Source organism: Limisphaera sp. 4302-co (assembly GCF_049537155.1).
Classification (GTDB): Bacteria; Verrucomicrobiota; Verrucomicrobiia; order Limisphaerales; family Limisphaeraceae; genus Limisphaera.
In genome coordinates this window covers 101,677-118,051 of sequence record NZ_JBMVQZ010000012.1, presented here as the reverse complement: position 1 = coordinate 118,051, position 16,375 = coordinate 101,677, and the positions used below count along the sequence as shown (strand labels likewise).

Annotated in this window: 9 protein-coding genes; 6 read left to right on the top strand and 3 right to left on the bottom strand. The window is 67.5% G+C overall.

Going from position 1 to position 16,375, the window contains the following annotated elements; all coding sequences use genetic code 11:
• The first annotated feature begins 50 nt into the window (after nt 1-50).
• Nucleotides 51-1,736 carry a tetratricopeptide repeat protein gene (locus tag ACPDIX_RS12360; protein WP_423432109.1) on the top strand — a complete coding sequence of 562 codons (1,686 nt, stop codon included), beginning with the start codon at nt 51-53 and terminating at the stop codon, nt 1,734-1,736.
• Nucleotides 1,733-2,116, top strand: coding sequence for a DUF2203 domain-containing protein (locus ACPDIX_RS12355; protein ID WP_423432108.1), 384 nt, complete (start codon nt 1,733-1,735; stop codon nt 2,114-2,116). Before ACPDIX_RS12360 ends, ACPDIX_RS12355 begins: the two co-directional genes overlap by 4 nt.
• 47 nt (nt 2,117-2,163) lie before the next feature.
• Here ACPDIX_RS12355 and ACPDIX_RS12350 read toward each other — a convergent pair whose 3' ends face one another.
• Nucleotides 2,164-3,525 (bottom strand): peptidylprolyl isomerase, encoded by a 1,362-nt coding sequence (locus ACPDIX_RS12350; RefSeq protein WP_423432107.1) that lies wholly within the window; start codon nt 3,523-3,525, stop codon nt 2,164-2,166.
• A gap of 330 nt (nt 3,526-3,855) precedes the next feature.
• Here ACPDIX_RS12350 and nadC point away from each other — a divergent pair, with 330 nt between their 5' ends.
• Nucleotides 3,856-4,713, top strand: a complete 858-nt coding sequence (gene nadC / locus ACPDIX_RS12345) for a carboxylating nicotinate-nucleotide diphosphorylase (RefSeq protein WP_423432106.1) — start codon at nt 3,856-3,858, stop codon at nt 4,711-4,713.
• Nucleotides 4,710-5,693, top strand: coding sequence for a biotin--[acetyl-CoA-carboxylase] ligase (locus ACPDIX_RS12340; protein WP_423432105.1), 984 nt, complete (start codon nt 4,710-4,712; stop codon nt 5,691-5,693). Before nadC ends, ACPDIX_RS12340 begins: the two co-directional genes overlap by 4 nt.
• A gap of 1,519 nt (nt 5,694-7,212) precedes the next feature.
• On the opposite strand, the gene ACPDIX_RS12335 is transcribed toward ACPDIX_RS12340, so the two are convergent.
• Together ACPDIX_RS12335 and ACPDIX_RS12330 are read right to left on the bottom strand one after the other, a co-directional pair.
• A complete protein-coding gene (locus tag ACPDIX_RS12335) occupies nt 7,213-7,536 on the bottom strand; it encodes a hypothetical protein (RefSeq protein ID WP_423432104.1) in 324 nt (107 codons plus the stop codon).
• A gap of 196 nt (nt 7,537-7,732) precedes the next feature.
• Nucleotides 7,733-10,429, bottom strand: a complete 2,697-nt coding sequence (locus ACPDIX_RS12330) for a TonB-dependent receptor (protein WP_423432103.1) — start codon at nt 10,427-10,429, stop codon at nt 7,733-7,735.
• Between the two features lie 377 nt (nt 10,430-10,806).
• Between ACPDIX_RS12330 and ACPDIX_RS12325 the strand changes: the two genes are divergently transcribed.
• Nucleotides 10,807-14,925 (top strand): hypothetical protein, encoded by a 4,119-nt coding sequence (locus tag ACPDIX_RS12325; protein WP_423432102.1) that lies wholly within the window; start codon nt 10,807-10,809, stop codon nt 14,923-14,925.
• Nucleotides 14,926-15,094: 169 nt separating this feature from the next.
• Nucleotides 15,095-16,261, top strand: a complete 1,167-nt coding sequence (locus tag ACPDIX_RS12320; RefSeq protein WP_423432101.1) for a cysteine desulfurase family protein — start codon at nt 15,095-15,097, stop codon at nt 16,259-16,261.
• Nucleotides 16,262-16,375 lie beyond the last annotated feature (114 nt).

Sequence of the window (16,375 nt, the reverse complement as noted above, 5' to 3'; positions counted from 1 at the left end):
GGTATGCTCTGCGCATGACGGTTACCGGCCAACTCTGCCGGCGGGTTGGCTTGGCGCTCTTGGTCGCCCTGCTGGCGGGCGCGGGCTGTGCCTCGCCGGAACGCTGGTGGCGGCCGTGGTCTGCCTGGTTCGGACCCGACCCGGCAACCGAGGCGCATCGCAAGCAGATCGAGGCCGACGCACACTTTGCGGAGGCGGTCATGCTCGAAATGCAGGGCGACATCCCGCGTGCGGTGGCCGCGTTTCGCCGTGCACTTGAAGCGGCCCCGGGCGACGAGGAACTGGCCCGCGAAGTGGCCCGGAGGTTCCTTCGGTACCGGCAACCCGGACAGGCGCTGGAAATCCTCCGCCCCTACCTCACGAACTCGACCAGCCCCGACCTGCCGCTCTTACAGGCCGAGGCGCTCCTGCAGCTTGATCGGACTGCGGATGCACTCCAGGCCCTTCAGGAGGCACGGCGCCGGGGGGCGACTCCGGCCGCCTTGGTTCCGCTCCTCGGCCCGATCCTGCAGCGGGCCGATTCCCTCCCCGCCGAGGCCCGTCCCATGGGCTTTCTCCTGGAGCTGCTGGAGGCGCCCGAAGCCGACGCCGATTCGCTGCTCGTGCTGGCCGAGGCCTATGCGCGCCTGGCCACGCTTTCACCCGAAGAGCGAAGTCGCACCCCCCAACTGCTGGCCCGGGTGGCCGGGCACGTCGCCTCATTGAACCCTGCCACACCGGAGCAACAGTTCGGGCTGGCGGAACTTTACCTGCGCATCGGCCGGGCCACGGACGCCATCGCGTGGTACGAACGGGCTCGCGCAGCCCTGGCCTCCAACTCCCCGCTGCGCCGTCTTGTGCTTGCCCGGCTGGCGGATCTCTACCTGGGCTCCCGCCAGCCCGAACCGGCTCGCAATGTCCTGCGGGAACTTTCCGAACTGGACCCCATGAACGTGCAGGTCCACTTCGTGCTGGGGAACCTGGCGCTCGAGAGCGGCCGGGCCGCCGAAGCCGTGGATGCGTACCGCCGGGCGCTGGCGCTCGACCCGAAACTGGAGGCAGCCTACTACAACCTGGCGCAGGCGCTTTTGGCCCTGCGTCAACCCGACCAGGTCCTGGCGGCGATGGAGACCGCCCGCGAGACCATTGGCCGGACTTTCCTCGTGGAGTACCTCTCCGGCCTGGCATGCAGCCAGCTCCAGGACTTCGCCTCCGCCCGCAGGCACTTCTCGGCCGCCGAGGTCATTGCTTCCACGACCGAAACCAACCGGCTCGACGCGGCACTCTATTTCCAACTGGGCGTGACCGCCGAACGCACCGGCGACATCCCCGCGGCCGTGCGCGCGTTTGAACAATGCCTGAAGCTCGACCCCCGATTCCACCCCGCCCAGAATTATCTCGGTTACATGTGGGCCGAACGCGGCGAGAACCTGGATCGGGCACGCCGGCTCATCGAGCAGGCCGTCCAGGCCGATCCCAACAACAGCGCCTACCTCGACAGCATGGCCTGGGTGCTCTTCCGGCTGGGCCGGCCCGATCAGGCGCTCCCCTGGATGGAGAAGGCCCTCCAGACCATGGAGGAGCCCGATCCCACGCTCTTCGACCACTACGGTGACATCCTGGCCGCCCTCGGCCGGATGGAAGAAGCACGCCGTGCCTGGCAGCGGGCCCTGGAACTGGACCCGGACAACGCCGTTATCCGGGAAAAACTCCAACCTTCGCGCGCCGCCGCGGCGCCTGCCGTCCCCGAGCCATGAAGCTGCAGTTCCCACGCCATTACACTCTCGAGGAAGCGCGCGCCCTCCTGCCCTGGGTCCGGGAGCAATTGCCCGCCCTGCGCGAACTGCACGACAAGCTCAACCGATACCGCCGCAACCTTCAACGGCATTTCCCGGACGGCTACGACCTCGGCGGCCCTGCCGTGCAGGACCACATCCGGCAGTGGTTCGAGCTTTTCGACCGCCACCGCGAACTCGAGCAGCGGTGCATCATCGTTCGCGATGTGGAGCGTGGCCTGGTGGATTTCCCGTCCCTGCGTGACGGTCGCGAGGTTTTTCTCTGCTGGGAGGAGGGCGAACCGGACATCGCCTACTGGCATGAACTGCACGCGGGCTACGCGGGGCGCCAGCCGCTCTGAGCCGCGAGGCGGGCCGTCGCCGCTGCGCCCGGCAATTCCGTGAGAGATCATTCCATCCGGTAGACGCCCTGCAGCCGCAGCGCACTGCCACCGGCCGGATCACGATCCACCTCCCTTGCCCAGGACTCCAACAGGTCCATCCCGCGAATCACCCGACCGAATGGCGCCAAGCCGGGTCCCTCCGGCTGCTGTTCCGGCCGGGCGTTGTCCCAGTCGGGCCGGTCTTCCCGGCAGATCCGGAATCGTCCGCGCCCGTCCTCCGCGCCGCCGAGCACCCAGGTCAGCGTGCCGCGGAGGTGCCGCAGGCCGGAACGGGCCGGAGTCTCTCCGTCATCCAAGGAAGGCTGTTCCGCCAGCCGTGCCGGATCGGTTCCTCCCTCGATGTACGCCCCGGCCTCTCCGCCTGGCACAGCCGGAATCCAACGCAGCGACCCCTCCCGATAGAAGCCGTCGCGAACCAACCCCAGGAAATGCCGGACCACCTGCGGCGCCTGCCGCGCGTACAGTTCGGCCTCGAACGATCCCAAGGGCGTGTCGAACCGGACCACGGCACGCTCTCCCAACGGCGGGTCGGGCCAATGAAACCGCGGCGCACGCGCCGGATCGTAACCCGCCAGGTGAACCCGCTCCGCAGCGGGCCGTTGCCACGGCCTCCGATAGCGCCACGGGTTCGTGCCGAACACCCGCTCGCACAATTGCGCCAGCCCGGGATCGTAAGCCTGCAATTCCTCCCGGGTGTTCACGTGGTTATGACTGGCGTCGTTTTCCCGGTTGCAGTCGAACCAGCTTTGCACCGCCTCGGCCCAGTACTCCTCCGGGTTGGAGGCGGCATAAGTGCCGGTCCATCGTCCCTCGCGCCGGGCCTGTTCAAAAAGGCGTTCCAAGGTCTCCTGAAACCCCGGCTCTCCCCGGCGCAGCGCGACGTTGTGCAGCGCGTGCGAGAACTCGTGAATCAGGATGCATTCCCCCGCGTATGGGTCACCCGGGAAGCCCAGGAGATTCTCTTCTCCGCAACTGGTGGTGCGCCCGCCCAACCCGCGTGCGCGCCGGTCCCAATAGATCTTCGGCCGGAGTCGTGCGTGCTCGGGCACGTCGGTGGTGTATTCATCATGGGCCATCACCACCACACGCGCCCCGCGCTCCCCCATTCGGGCCAGCCACTCCGGCCGGCCCGCCAGCATGTGCCCCAGGATCCAGGCCGCCTCACGCAGTGCCGCGTTGCTGACCCGACGGGACCCAAGCACCGGCAAGCCGCCCGCGTCCAGGTGTTTGCGATAAAAGGGATCCAATTGCAGCCGTGCCCGCAGATCCTCCGGCACGGGCCCCACCTCCGGCACCGAAAAGTCCCCCGCACCAGACCCGGCACGAACTTCACCCGCCCACAAGGCTTGGATCACCAAACCCAGCACCACCCCAAACGCGACCGGCCTGCGCAGCAGACTTGCAGGACAATCGGGGTCGGCGGGGGGCATACCGGACCGGAGAGCGTTTGCCGTGGGCGACCGCTTGGTCCAACGCATCTTCCGATTCCGGATCTGTCCGCTCCGGCGGCGCACCTCGCTGCACGGGGAGATCTGCATCGTCCCCAACAAGACCCAGTGAATCCGCCCTTGTAAAGCTTGGTCTGGCTGCTCGCCCGATTCGGAGGGGTCGCCGGACGCGGGCGGGGCGCCTACCCGGCAGCGGCCACACCATTCAGCGCTGGTGATCCGGGACAGTCCGTTCCAAGATGGAACGCCGTGAATGGACTTCATCCACGGGAGGTGCGCCGGTTCGTTCGCAACGCCCTCCGCGAGGACATCGGGCGTGGCGATGCCACCTCGCTGGCGCTGATCCCGGCCCGGGCGCGCGCGCGCGCCGTCATGCGCGCGCGGCAAGCGCTGGTCGTGGCGGGGTTGCCTCTGGCCATCGAAGCGTTCCGGCAACGGAGTCGCTCGGTTCGAATCCGAACCCGCGCCCGGGATGGCGAGAGTCTCCAGGCGGGCGCGGTGCTCCTGGAGGTCGAAGGGCCGGCCCGGGCCCTGCTGTCGGCCGAACGGGTCGCACTGAACTTCGTGCAGCGCCTTTCCGGCATTGCCACGCTGACGGCCCGCTTCGTACGTGCGGTGGCCGGCACCGGCGCGCGGATCCTCGACACGCGCAAGACCACACCCGGGTGGCGGAAGCTCGAAAAGTACGCCGTACGTTGTGGCGGCGGACACAACCACCGCTTCGGCCTCGACGACCTGGTCCTGATCAAGGACAACCATCTCCAAGTCCTGCAAGACGCCGAACCCAACCCGGTGGCCGCAGCCGTGGCACGGGCACGGCAACGCTGGCCCCACCTGGAGGTCGAGGTCGAAGCCGACACCTTGCAACAAGTGCAGCAGGCTCTGGACGCAGGTGCCGATCGCATCCTGCTGGACAACTTCAGCCTTCCCGATCTCCGGGAGGCCGTGCGGCGCGTCGCCGGCCGCGCGCGCCTGGAAGCCAGTGGAGGTATTCGCCTCGACAACGTCCGTGCCGTGGCCGAAACCGGCGTGGACGACATATCCGTCGGCGCGCTGACCCATTCGGCACCCGCCGTGGACATCGGGCTCGATTTCCTCCAGCCATGACCACCGACGCGCACATCCTGGCAGCCCTGCATGCCGCCGGTTCCGCCGGCGTCTCGGGGGCCGAGCTGGCGGAGCGGCTCGGCATCACCCGCGCCGCCGTCTGGGCAAGGATTCAGGAACTTCGCGCCCTGGGGTTCGAAATCGAGGCCAGCCCGCACCACGGGTACCGCCTGGTGCGTTGTCCCGACCGCCTGTTGGCCGACGACCTGCTCGCCCGCGTCGCACACCGAGTCCAGCGGATCGGACGCGACATTCGCGTGCTCGCCCAAACCGCCTCCACCAACGACGTGGCGGAAAAACTGGCCTTGGACGGCGCCCGGGAGGGCGTGGTGGTGTTTGCAGAGGAACAAACCCGCGGCCGCGGCCGCCTCGGCCGAAGCTGGATTTCCCCTCCCGGCAAAGGTCTGTGGTTTTCCGTCCTCCTTCGCCCACCCCTGCGCACAACCGAAGCCACGCAACTGACCGTGACCGCGGCCGTCTCCGTCTGCCGCTCGCTCCGACAGACCACCGGCCTGCCCTTGGAAATCAAATGGCCCAACGACGTCACCTGCCGCGGCCGCAAGGTCGCCGGAATCCTCACCGAAATGAATGCCGACCCGGACACGTTGCACCACGTGGTGTTGGGCATCGGCGTGGATGTGAACCTGGAACCAAAGGATTTCCCGGCCGAGCTTCGCGACGTGGCCACCTCGCTGCGAATCGAGTCCGGCCAAACTCTGGACCGGCCGGCCCTGGCGGCCTCCCTGCTGGAGGCGCTCGACACCGACTACCGGCGCGTTTGTGACGGCCGGTTCTGGGAAGTGGCCGACGAGTGGGCCCGTTACTGCTGCACCCTGGGCCGGGAAGTGACGCTGGTGCTGGGTTCGCGAAGGCTGACCGGCCGGGCGGAAGCGCTGGACGAGACCGGGGCCCTACTCCTCCGCACCGAACACGGCCTCCTGGAGCGCGTCATCGGCGGTGACGTGACCACCGAAAAATAAGGGTCCGTGGCTTGCGCACGCGCACGGCCCCAGCTTCACCGGTGCCTGTGCCACGGGAAACGCCGCCCGGTTTTGGCCCGTGCAGGCCTCAACCCCAGGGGCAGGCTCTCCAGCAGAACCGATCTTCGAACGTCCTCCCGCGTGGCCCGGCAGGAGCTGTGATGCGCAACCTGCTGAAGGAAAACAGGTGGGAGAACCTGGCATGTGGATTGGAGCACCGACCCGCGCCTTCGGCTTGGGCGCCTGTCTCCGGACGGGAAGTGAGAAAGTGCCCTCCCCTGCTCCAGCAGCAACGGAGCGGAAGCCCCCATTTCCGCACCGGACGGCTCCGGCGTGCCGCCATGCCCGACGCCGCGGCGTGCGGAACGCACATCGCCTTTCGGAGACCTCGCGCCCCGGCAGGGCTGGAAGGTCGCTCTTCCACGTCCCATGCCGCATGAGGCGCCGGTCCATCGAGTGCCCGCCGGCGGCTCGCGAAGCGCCGGGTTTGCGGCGCTTGGTTTGGCAACCGCGGGCGGACCGAAGGCGCACGCACGAGGTCGTCCCGGGGCTGGGTCTGGAACCAGTCAGCATCATGGCACCGCTCGTGTGACATACCTGCCCACGTTCCCGGTCTTGCAGGGTTCCAGTCGGCGGCGCCATTTCTCTGCCAACGGCCTCAAAAACAGGAGCCGTCCCGGCGGTCCACGACCGGCTGAAACCGCTGGTTCCTCGCGCGGCCTTCTCCTTTGCTCTTCGCAAGCGGCCCGCCTGATGCTCCGCTTGCAGTCTTTGTTTCCCCTGTCGCGCCACCCGGTCTGGTGCATCGCCGGCATGGAGCTTGTGCTCCTACCTGCTTCCGGACTTTCTGCGACACTGGGAAACCGGACAATCCCTGTGTCGCACCGGCCGATGAGGACCTGCCGAAACCCTTCCCACTGCCGCCGGTGATGGCACACGTCCCTCGATATCGAGGTCGCCGGCCCTGCCGGCCTTCGGGCGGCCCATCCACCGCCACTGCCCGGATCGGATAAAACGCGACTTCCCGAAGGGATTCACGCAGTCGACACTGCCGGTGCCCCTGTGACCGCCGGGCGAATGTCCGCAACGCAAAGGCCATCCGAATGCCCCCTCACCACGGGCCGCAGAGAAACCCATGGCCACCGCCATTGTGGCCGCACCGCCGCGCGGACATGCCTCCTGCCGCGCCCGGCAATCAATCAGCCGGAAGACGTCGGCCGCGACTTTGCGGCCGGTGCGCCTGAAGGCAGCCGGCATCGGGATTACGGAGGGGGTGTGGGTGAGCAAAAGGACCCGGACAGTGAGCGTGAGGCTCGGAGATACTCGAACCCCTTGCGGCAGGGCCTGCCGGCTGTCTCGAGAAAGGTTCCCCAGCTCGAGACCCATTGGCCCCTGAGTCCGGCGATGCGGACGAGCGGGCCTTTCACCCTGCTCCCGGAAACATGTCGGGGCGCCGGGGGAGAAAAACTTGCGAGCCCGCTGCAGGAGCGAATCGACCGGAATCCGTTCCGCAGGATCCTCAGCGGACAGCCGGCACACGCCGCAGGGCCTCTGCCACAGTGGCAGCGCCGCTCAGTTCGATGTCGCGGCTGTCCAGGATGTGGATCGGGAACGGCGTGTCGGCTGTTTGACCCATCCGTTTGACCTTCCGGGGGATGTGGGAGCCCGTGATGATACGTTCCTTTTCTTCTTCGCTCCGGACCGTGGGGGGAGCGGTTGACGTTTCGGCCCGGCGGGAAGCCTGAGGCCCCGTTGCGCACGCGCTGGCGAGCAGCCCGAGCGCGAGAAAGGCCGCGGCACGACTCCACTGCGAGCCGCGGCAGCAGACCTCCACGCGTTTCATGTGCCCAACATAGCACGGCTGCGTTCGAAAGGCACCGGGTTTCCCCAAGGCCGGGCGTGGCGATGATCCCGCCGAATCGGGAAGGACACCGGGAGAGGCGGGGCACTGTTCGGTTCGGTTCGGACGGTCGGATCCGGAAACGCAACGACCCCGCCCGGTGGGCGGGGTCGCGTGCACTTACCCGAGTCAGGTGCGATCAGAATTTCTTGGACACCTGGACGTACCAGAACCGGCCACGGGGATCGTGGATGGAAGTGTCGTAGCCGGCCGTGTCGTTGCTGGAATCCGAGAAGGGCGGATCCTCGTCGGTCACGTTCAACACGCCCACCACCAGTCGGACGTTGTTCAGCAGGTCGTACTTCGTGTCCTTGAACGCGTAACCGGCCTGCAGGTCGAACGTCCAGAGATCATCCACGTACTTGTAAACGATCTGGTTGGCCTGATCGTACTCGCCGATGTAGTTGGCGGTGAAGCTGAAGGTGAAGCCCTTGTAATCCCAGCTCAGAGTGCCGTAACCCCGCCACTCGGGCACACTGTAGGAACCCGCGTAGTGGATGGTCGGATCGCCCGGGCTGGGGATCTCGTCAAATTTGTACAGCCACGAGGCGCTGGCATCCAACGTGAACTCGCCCCACGACTCGGTGGGGTAGAGGTACCGGATGCCGAAGTCGAGGCCCTCGACCTTCCGTTCGGCGATGTTTTCGTAGCCGCTGATGATCTTGACGATGGTGCCCGGGATGCCCTGGGCAATGTCCTGCGCGGTGGGCGGGTTCCGGATCACCCGGCCCGGGAAGAGTGCCTCGTTGTCGAGGATATCCTGCGGATCGAGGTCCTCGATTTTGCCGGTCTGTTTGATGTGGAACCAATCCACCGACAGCGTCAGGTGCTTGATGGGTTCGAATGCGATGCCGGCCGTCCAAGACTTGGCCTCTTCCGCATCCAGGTTCGGATTGCCACCGCGTTCGACCCGGTACTGCAGGTTGTTCTCACCCCGCGCGGGGTCGCTGAGGAAGTCGAACGAGGTGGACCTGCCCTGGAACAACTCCACCAAGGAGGGGGCCCGGAAACTCTCGGCGTAAGTGCCGCGCAGGACCACCTGATCCAGCGGTTTCCACCGCACGCCCACCTTGGGATTGGCCGTGTCACCGAAATCCGAGTATTGCTCGAACCGCCCGGCCGCCTGAACCTCCAACTCCTTCACGCCGGGGAACGAGAGGTCCTGTCCCAGCAAGGGGATCCGGGCCTCGATGTACGCGGCCCACGCATCCCGGCTGCCTGCGCCGGAGGTGCCGCCCGAGCTGACGATGTGTCCGCCCTCGGAAAACGGATCCGAAAGGTCTTTCACGTCCTCGTACCGGTACTCGCCGCCGACGGCCAGCCCCACGCGGCCGGCGCCCCAGTCGATCGGCAGGGTGCCGCTGGCGCGGATGTCCGGGCTCCAGAGCACCGAGTCGCCCGACCGGAAGGTGCGGACTTTCAGACTGTTGATGACGTCCGGGGAATTGATGCCTTGGCCCGCGCCAAACACGTTCAGTGCGGTGGCCGGGTCGGTCGAATTCAGGGCATCCTGCAGGGCTTGTGCGGAGATGAAGTTCTTGCCGATCTCCAGCGTGCGGCTCTCACTCCACAGGAACGCGGCTTCGGCGGTCCAATCTCCGCCAAGCTCGAACCTGATCCCCGGCAGCAAGCGGATGGCCGTGGTCTCACCTTCGTCGATGCGCGGGCCGGCCTCCGTGATGCGGTACCGGAAGGTCACGTCCTGTCCGAACGGGTTGTACGGGTTGCTGGCCGGCACGGTGAACCCGTCCAGATCGCCGAACACGGGCGTGGGCGCCGCGCTCACCTCATAATTGACCCGCCGGACGGAGGCTTCCAGGAAGAGTTTGACCTTTTCCAGCACCTGGTAATCCACGGCGGCGAATGCGCCGTACCGGGTCGTGTCCGGGAAGGCCGAGATCCAAGGATTGAAATCGTACCGGTTCAGGCCCGGGTTGGCCACGATCTCCAACGCGGTGGGCCGGCCGGGCACGGCCGGGTTGGCCGGTACGCGATAGCGGCCCGTGCCATAGACCGTACCGTCCGGCGCCGTCCACGGGCTGGTCAGGATGATCGTGCCGGGGTTGCCGGAGGAGCTCCGCAAATCCACGCCCCCGCGGGGACTCTGGTTGGCCGATTTGGCGAAGTCACGATCGCGGTAGAACAGAGCATTGCGGCTGAACCAGTCGGCGATCACCAGTGCGCTGCCCTTCTCGGTCAGGACGCCCCAGGCCGCGCTGTACGACTGCTCCAGCATGTCATCGCCGCGTGTCACATTCCCGATGCGGGCGGTGACCTCGGTGCCGGTGAATTCTTTCTTCAGGATGATGTTGACCACGCCGGCGATGGCGTCGGAACCGTACAACGCCGAGGCGCCGTCCTTCAGAATCTCGATTCGTTCCACCGCCGCCAGCGGGATGCTGTTGAGGTCCACGAACTGGTCGGTGATGTTCTGCGCGAAGCCGTAGCTGGCCAGGCGACGCCCGTTCAGCAGGACCAGCGTGGCGTTGGGACCCAGACCGCGCAGAGAGACCGAGGAAGAACCTTTGGAAAAGGAGTTGCCGCCCAGGAAGCTCTCGTTGAACTGACCGGCGTTGTTCTGGGGCATCCGTTGCAAAACGTCGCTCACCGTGGCCACACCGATCTTCTCAATCTCCGCCGCCGTCAGCACTTTCACCGGCGACGGGCTGGCGTTGACATCCACGGTGGGGATGTAAGAACCGGTGATGATCACCGGCTTCATGGTTTCCGGTGCTTCCGGTTCCTGGGCGGTGGCGCTACCCAGCGCCATGGCAATCCCCGCCGCACACAGGACACGCGAAGCCCCAAGGAGGAGGTGGGAGCTTTGGTTGTTCATAGGGTCAACTGGTTCTGGGTTCGTTCGTTAGGGACCTCTTCTGAACTCAGGTTGAGCCTCTCATACCGGGGCCAGGTGGCCTTGACAAGCGTTTTTTCTCTGTTTTTCGGCGAAAAGTTTACTTTGGGATCCCCCGTGAAGCGGGCCGGGCGGGTCGCGCCGCGGACAGCCGGGCCGGCCAGGACCGGTACAGTCGCGCCGATCCGTCCGCCCATCGCCCTGCCGCACCCACGGCGGACCCGCGGTGAACGTTTCGCACCGTCATCGACCCATCGCCTTCAGGTCCCTGCCCCTGATGATTCCACCCGGGCAAAGCCGCGGCACCGCGCCCACCGGCGACTTGACGGCCTTGCCAAGCCGACTCAGGGTGGGGCTGTATGAACAAGCCGCATCGCTTGGCCGGCTTGGTTTTGTTGCTCTTCTTCATCCGGACCGTCCTGTGCGCCTCGGACACGCGGACCGAGACGCCGGACTGGGTGCCCGAATCGTTGCGCCCCTGGATCCCCTGGGTGCTCCACGGTCACGAGGAGTGGAACGCTCCACCGCGCTGGGACCAAGGCGAGGCCAGGCGTCCGGCGTGGCCGGGCCGCCTGGTGCTCGAAGCGGAGGAAGCCGGTGCAAAGTTCGCGTTGGAGGCGTGCCTGTTTGCCGAGGACTGGCTGGTGCTGCCCGGCGACGAGACGATGTGGCCGCAGGAGGTCACGGCCAACGGCGTCCCTGCGCCGGTGGTGGCCCGGTCGGGCCGGCCCGTGCTCCGCCTGCCCGCGGGCCGGTGGCGGATCGAGGGGCGCCTGGATTGGCGCAGCCTGCCCCTGCGCATGCGCGTGCCGGCGGAGATCGGCAGTCTGGAGTTGAAACTGCTGGGCGAACCCGTGCCCGTGCCGGGCTGGGATGCCGAGGGCTGGCTCTGGTTTCGGCAGCCGCCACCCCCGCCAGAGCCCGAGACGCAACCGGATTTCCTGTCCGCGGAATGGTTCGGGCTCTTCGAGGACGGCAACCCCCAATGGTTGCACATCGAAGTCCAGCTCTCCGTGGCGGGTCGGCCGCGGGAAGAGCTGGTGGGTACCGTCCTGCCGGAAGGTTGGTCGCTTGCCTCGGTCGGCTGTCCCCTGCCCGTGCTGGTGGAAGATGGAACGCTCCGCGCACAGGTGCGGCCGGGCCAGTGGACGGTGGAGCTGGAGGCGTTCCGTTACGGGCCCCGGTCGGACCTGCGTTTTCCCGAGGACGCAAAGGTGCCCGGCGAAGGTGCCGTGCTCATCGGTCTGCGAACGCGACCGGAGTTCCGCGTGGTCGAGCTGCGCGGGGGCGAGCAGGTGGACGTGACGCAAACACGTTTCCCGGAACGTTGGCGCGGTCTGCCCGTGTTCCGCTGGGAGGTGCACCGCCCGCTGGAGATCGTGGAACGACAACGCGGCGGGGGCATCGGCCCCGTCCCCACGTTGCGGATCCACCGTCAGTGGTGGCTGGACGAGGATGGTGGCGGTCTGACCTTCCAGGACCGTCTCCAAGCAACGGGCCAAAACGTGTGGCGGCTCGACGTCACCGAGGGGGTGGAGCTGGGGTCGGTCCGTTTGCAGGGTGACCCGCAATTGTTGACGCGGCATCCGGAGACCGGGCGCGCCGGCTTTGAAATCCGCCTGCGCGATTTCGAGGTGGAAGCGGTCGGCCGGATCCCGCGGCGGGGCCCGGTGAGCGCGAGCGGTTGGGAGGTGACCTCCGATCAGGTGGAAACCACCCTGCACCTGCCCGTGGGATGGCGCCTGTGGGCCGCGTTCGGGGCCGACCAGGTCTCCGGTGACTGGCTGACACGCTGGACGTTGCTCGACCTGTTTGCCGTCCTGGTGCTTGGCCTGGCGGTCCAACAGTTGCTCGGCTGGCGGGCGGGTCTGCTTGCCCTGGCAACCGCCACCCTCATCTATCACGAACCGTGGGCCCCGCGCTGGAGCTGGTGGTCGGTCATCGCATTGGTGGCCCTGTTGAAGGTGGTGCGGACCCCGCGGGCCGCCCTTGGACTGGGCCTCCTGCTGGTGCTGGCCGGCTTGGTGCTCGTGCTCCAAGCCGTGGCGTTTGCGGGGCTGCAGTTGCGTCACGCATTGTACCCCCAGTTGGAAACACCGCAGCCAGCGGTCGGCGAAACCCGCAAGTTCGCAGCTCCCACGACGCCGCCGGCCGAAGCCGCCCCGCCGGAGTATGCACCCTTGCAGGCACTCCCGGCGGCCCGTGCGCTCAGGGAAGCAGTCCTGGACCGCTCCGCAGCCCCGCAAGCCGTAGCCTACCCGAGCCGCTCCGGTGAAAATCTCGGCCTCGATGTATCGGCGAAGGTCCAGACGGGACCGGGCATACCGGAGTGGCGCTGGCGTGTGGCCATCCTCCGATGGAACGGCCCGGTGCGGCCGGAACAAACGATTCAACTCTGGCTGGCCCCGCCCTGGCTGGAAAGAATCCTGGCGGTGGCCCGGGCTCTCCTGACACTGGCCTTGACCTCGGTGCTCCTCTGCGCCCCGCGCCGGCCGGCGTTCCGCTTCGGCCCGCTCCCCGGAGCATCTTCCGTTTCGCGCGCAGCGGGCGTGGCGGTGGCCACCCTCTGCCTCGCCGGGCTTTCCTCCCCTGCAGGAGCCTCGGAGTTTCCGCCGCCCCAGATCCTGACCGAGCTGCGCGACCGGCTCTTGGCCGTGCCCCCGACATTCCCCGGAGCGGCCGACATCCCGTGGGCGAGGCTGAGCCTGAAAGGCGAACAACTGACCTTGGAGGCGCGGTTGGAAGCAGCGGCCCGCTGCGCCGTGCCTTTGCCGGCGCGGGTCAACCAGTGGGCGCCCCACCGCGTGTGGCTGGACGGCCAGCCCGAAACGGCGCTCCGTCGCGAGGACGGTTCGCTCTGGATCGTCCTCCAGCCGGGCGTGCACGAGGTCCGCGTGGAGGGCCGGTTGGCACCCGTGGACGAATGGGTCTGGACCTTCCAACTCCGACCGCGAAAGGTCGAGGTCTCGGCGCCCGGCTGGGAGGTTTCCGGCCTGAGCCCCGAGGGAGTGCCGTCGGACCAGGTGTTCCTGCGCCGTCCCCGAACGGCCGCACCCTCCGGCGGGCCCGCGCCCCCCACAACGTCCTACGACCGCCAAGTGCTCGTGCCTGCCTTCCTCACGGTGCGCGAAATCGAGCTCGGCCTGCGCTGGAAAGTCCGCACCACGGTGAGGCGGCTCTCACCGCCGGGCCGCCCCGCCGTGCTGCATGTCCCTCTGGTGCCCGGCGAGCAGGTTTTGACGCCCGGCCTGACCACGCGCGGGAAGCAGGTGGAGGTGCGCCTCGGGCCGGGTCAACGCCAGTTCATCTGGGAAGGTGAACTCTCGCCCACCAATCGCCTGGGCCTCGCCACTCGCACCCATGACACCTGGGCAGAAGAATGGCGCCTGAGTGTGGGGCAGGTTTGGAACGTGGCGTTTCAGGGCCTGCCGCCGATCTACGAGGCTGGAGCGGCGCTCGTGCCCGTCTGGCGGCCCTGGCCCGGCGAAGGCGTGGAATTGCGCGTCACGCGGCCGGAGGCCTTGCCCGGTCCCACAGTCACGGTGGAGTCCGTCAACCAGGTCACCCGCGTGGGTCACCGGCAGCGGAGCAGCGATCTGCAGCTGCGCATTCTGTCCAGCCTCGGTCAGGACTTCGTCCTCACACTGCCGCCCGAGGCCGAGTCGGTGGAAGTCCGTCGCGATGACCGGACGCTGCCCCTGCAAAAACTTGGTGACCAGGTCACCGTACCCTTGTTGCCGGGCCGCCAGACGGTCCGCCTCACCTGGAAGGAAACCGTCCGGCTTACTCCGCGGATCCGGCCGGGCCCGATACACCTGCCGGTCGAAGCCAGCAACGTCAGGCAAACCATGCAACTGCCGGAGGATCGATGGGTTCTCACAGTGCACGGGCCGCGCTTGGGGCCGGCCGTTCAGTACTGGTCGGTCCTTGCCCTGGCGGCCCTGCTGGCGGTGGTGCTGAGCCGACTGGGTCTCGGGCCCATGGGAAGATTCTCCTGGTTCCTGTTGCTGGTCGGTCTGACGCAGGTGCCCGTCTGGATTGGTTGGATCGTGGTCGCATGGTTCGCCGCCCTGCAACTTCGCGGTTCCTGGGTGTTGGAAGAGCAGAAGTGGTGGCTGGCCGATCTCGCCCAACTGGTTCTGGTGGTGCTCACGGTCGCCGCCCTGGGCGTTTTGTACGCAGCAGTGGCGGCCGGGCTGTTGGGTCGTGTGGAAATGTTCGTCTCCGGGAACGGCTCCCGCACTTGGATCCACCACTGGTACAGCGCGAGGACCGGGCCGGACCTGCCCCGACCCGAGACTTGGGCGATCTCCATCTGGTGGTATCGCCTGGCGATGCTCCTTTGGGCGCTTTGGCTGGCTTGGTCGGCTGTTCACTGGTTGCGCTGGGGCTGGCAACAGTTCAGCAAGGGCGGTTGCTGGGCGATCCCACGCCGCAAACCGACGGCCCCGAAACCCCCGCCCCTTGCCGGGGCATAGTCCCGCCGCCCGGCGGATGCGGCACGTTGCGCGGGCGCGCGCGCCGCTGCCCGTGTCACGCGGACGGTTGCCGCCCTTGGACAGACCTCTTCTTTTGGAGGCCGGCGGATCAGGTTCCGGCGGAACCTGACTGGCCGCCCGCATCGGTCCGGCTACATTGTCAGCGGGCATGCACACCGTGTACTGCGACTACAACGCGACCACGCCGCTGGATGCCGGAGTCCGCGCAGCCATGGAACCGTTCTTTGGCGAGGTTTGGGGGAACCCCTCCAGCCTCCACCGCGTGGGCCGCCGCGCCCGGGCTGCCCTGGACGACCTGCGGGAACGTGCCGCCCGTGCGTTGGGGGCCAGGCCGAGTGAGATCGTGTTCACCAGCGGCGGAACCGAGAGCGTGAATCTGGCCGTGCTCGGCGCGGCCCGAGCCCGGCGGGAACGGGGCCGGCACCTGATTACCTCGGTCATCGAACATCATGCGGTCCTGCATGCCATGGACCATCTGGAACGACGCGAGGGTTTCGAGGTCACGCGGCTGCCGGTCACGCGGGAAGGCGTGGTGGACCCGGACCTCCTGGCCCGGGCCTTCCGGCCCGACACGATCCTGGTCTCCATCATGGCCGCCAACAACGAGATCGGCACCCTCCAACCCGTGCGCGAGATTGCCGCGCTCTGCCAGCGGCACGGTGTCCTGTTCCATACCGATGCCGTGCAGTTCTTCGGAAAAATGCCGTTTTCCGGCGTGGCCGACCTCGGCGCGGACCTGATTTCCCTCTGTGCCCACAAGATCCACGGTCCGAAAGGGGCCGGCCTTTTGTACCTGCGCTCACCGTTGCAGATCGAACCGCTGCTGTTTGGCGGTCCGCACGAGAACGAACGCCGCGCCGGTACCGAAAACCTGGCAGCCATCGCCGGGATGGTGCATGCCTTGGAGCACTTCCTTCGCCCCCCTGTGTTCGATCCCGAACGCATGCAGCGGTTGAGCACCACTCTGATGGAGGGTCTCCTGCGCATCCCTGGCGTGCATCTGCTCGGCTCGCGGGATCGTCGCCTGCCGAACACCGTGGCGGTGGGAGTGGAGGGGCTGGACAGCGCCACACTCGTGGCCGCACTGGACGTGGAGGGGGTTTGCACATCGGCCGGCTCAGCCTGTACCTCCGGCGCCCTGGAACCCTCACACGTGGCGGTGGCCCTCGGCGTCCCTCCAGAGGTGGCAGGCGGTCTGGTCCGCTTCTCCCTCGGACGCGAGAACACTGAAGCAGACGTCCGGGCCGCCATCGAGGCGTTCGAGAAGGTCGTCCGCGTGGGCAGAACCTGTGGGCAACCGGCCCAACAATTGTGAACAACGCGGGAGCAGCGCTCACAACTCCCCTTTGCCGGGCCGGGCTCCGATCCATCCACAGAACTGTTCACAGTAGTCCGTGCCCCCGCAGCCTGCGCCCATCCTTGACAGTCC

Coding starts and splice junctions, on each gene's coding strand:
- ACPDIX_RS12355 (WP_423432108.1), top strand. CDS start 1,733: ATGAAGCTGCAGTTCCCACGCCATTACACTCTCGAGGAAGCGCGCGCC.
- ACPDIX_RS12340 (WP_423432105.1), top strand. CDS start 4,710: ATGACCACCGACGCGCACATCCTGGCAGCCCTGCATGCCGCCGGTTCC.
- ACPDIX_RS12335 (WP_423432104.1), bottom strand. CDS start 7,536: ATGAAACGCGTGGAGGTCTGCTGCCGCGGCTCGCAGTGGAGTCGTGCC.
- ACPDIX_RS12330 (WP_423432103.1), bottom strand. CDS start 10,429: ATGAACAACCAAAGCTCCCACCTCCTCCTTGGGGCTTCGCGTGTCCTG.
- ACPDIX_RS12325 (WP_423432102.1), top strand. CDS start 10,807: ATGAACAAGCCGCATCGCTTGGCCGGCTTGGTTTTGTTGCTCTTCTTC.
- ACPDIX_RS12320 (WP_423432101.1), top strand. CDS start 15,095: ATGCACACCGTGTACTGCGACTACAACGCGACCACGCCGCTGGATGCC.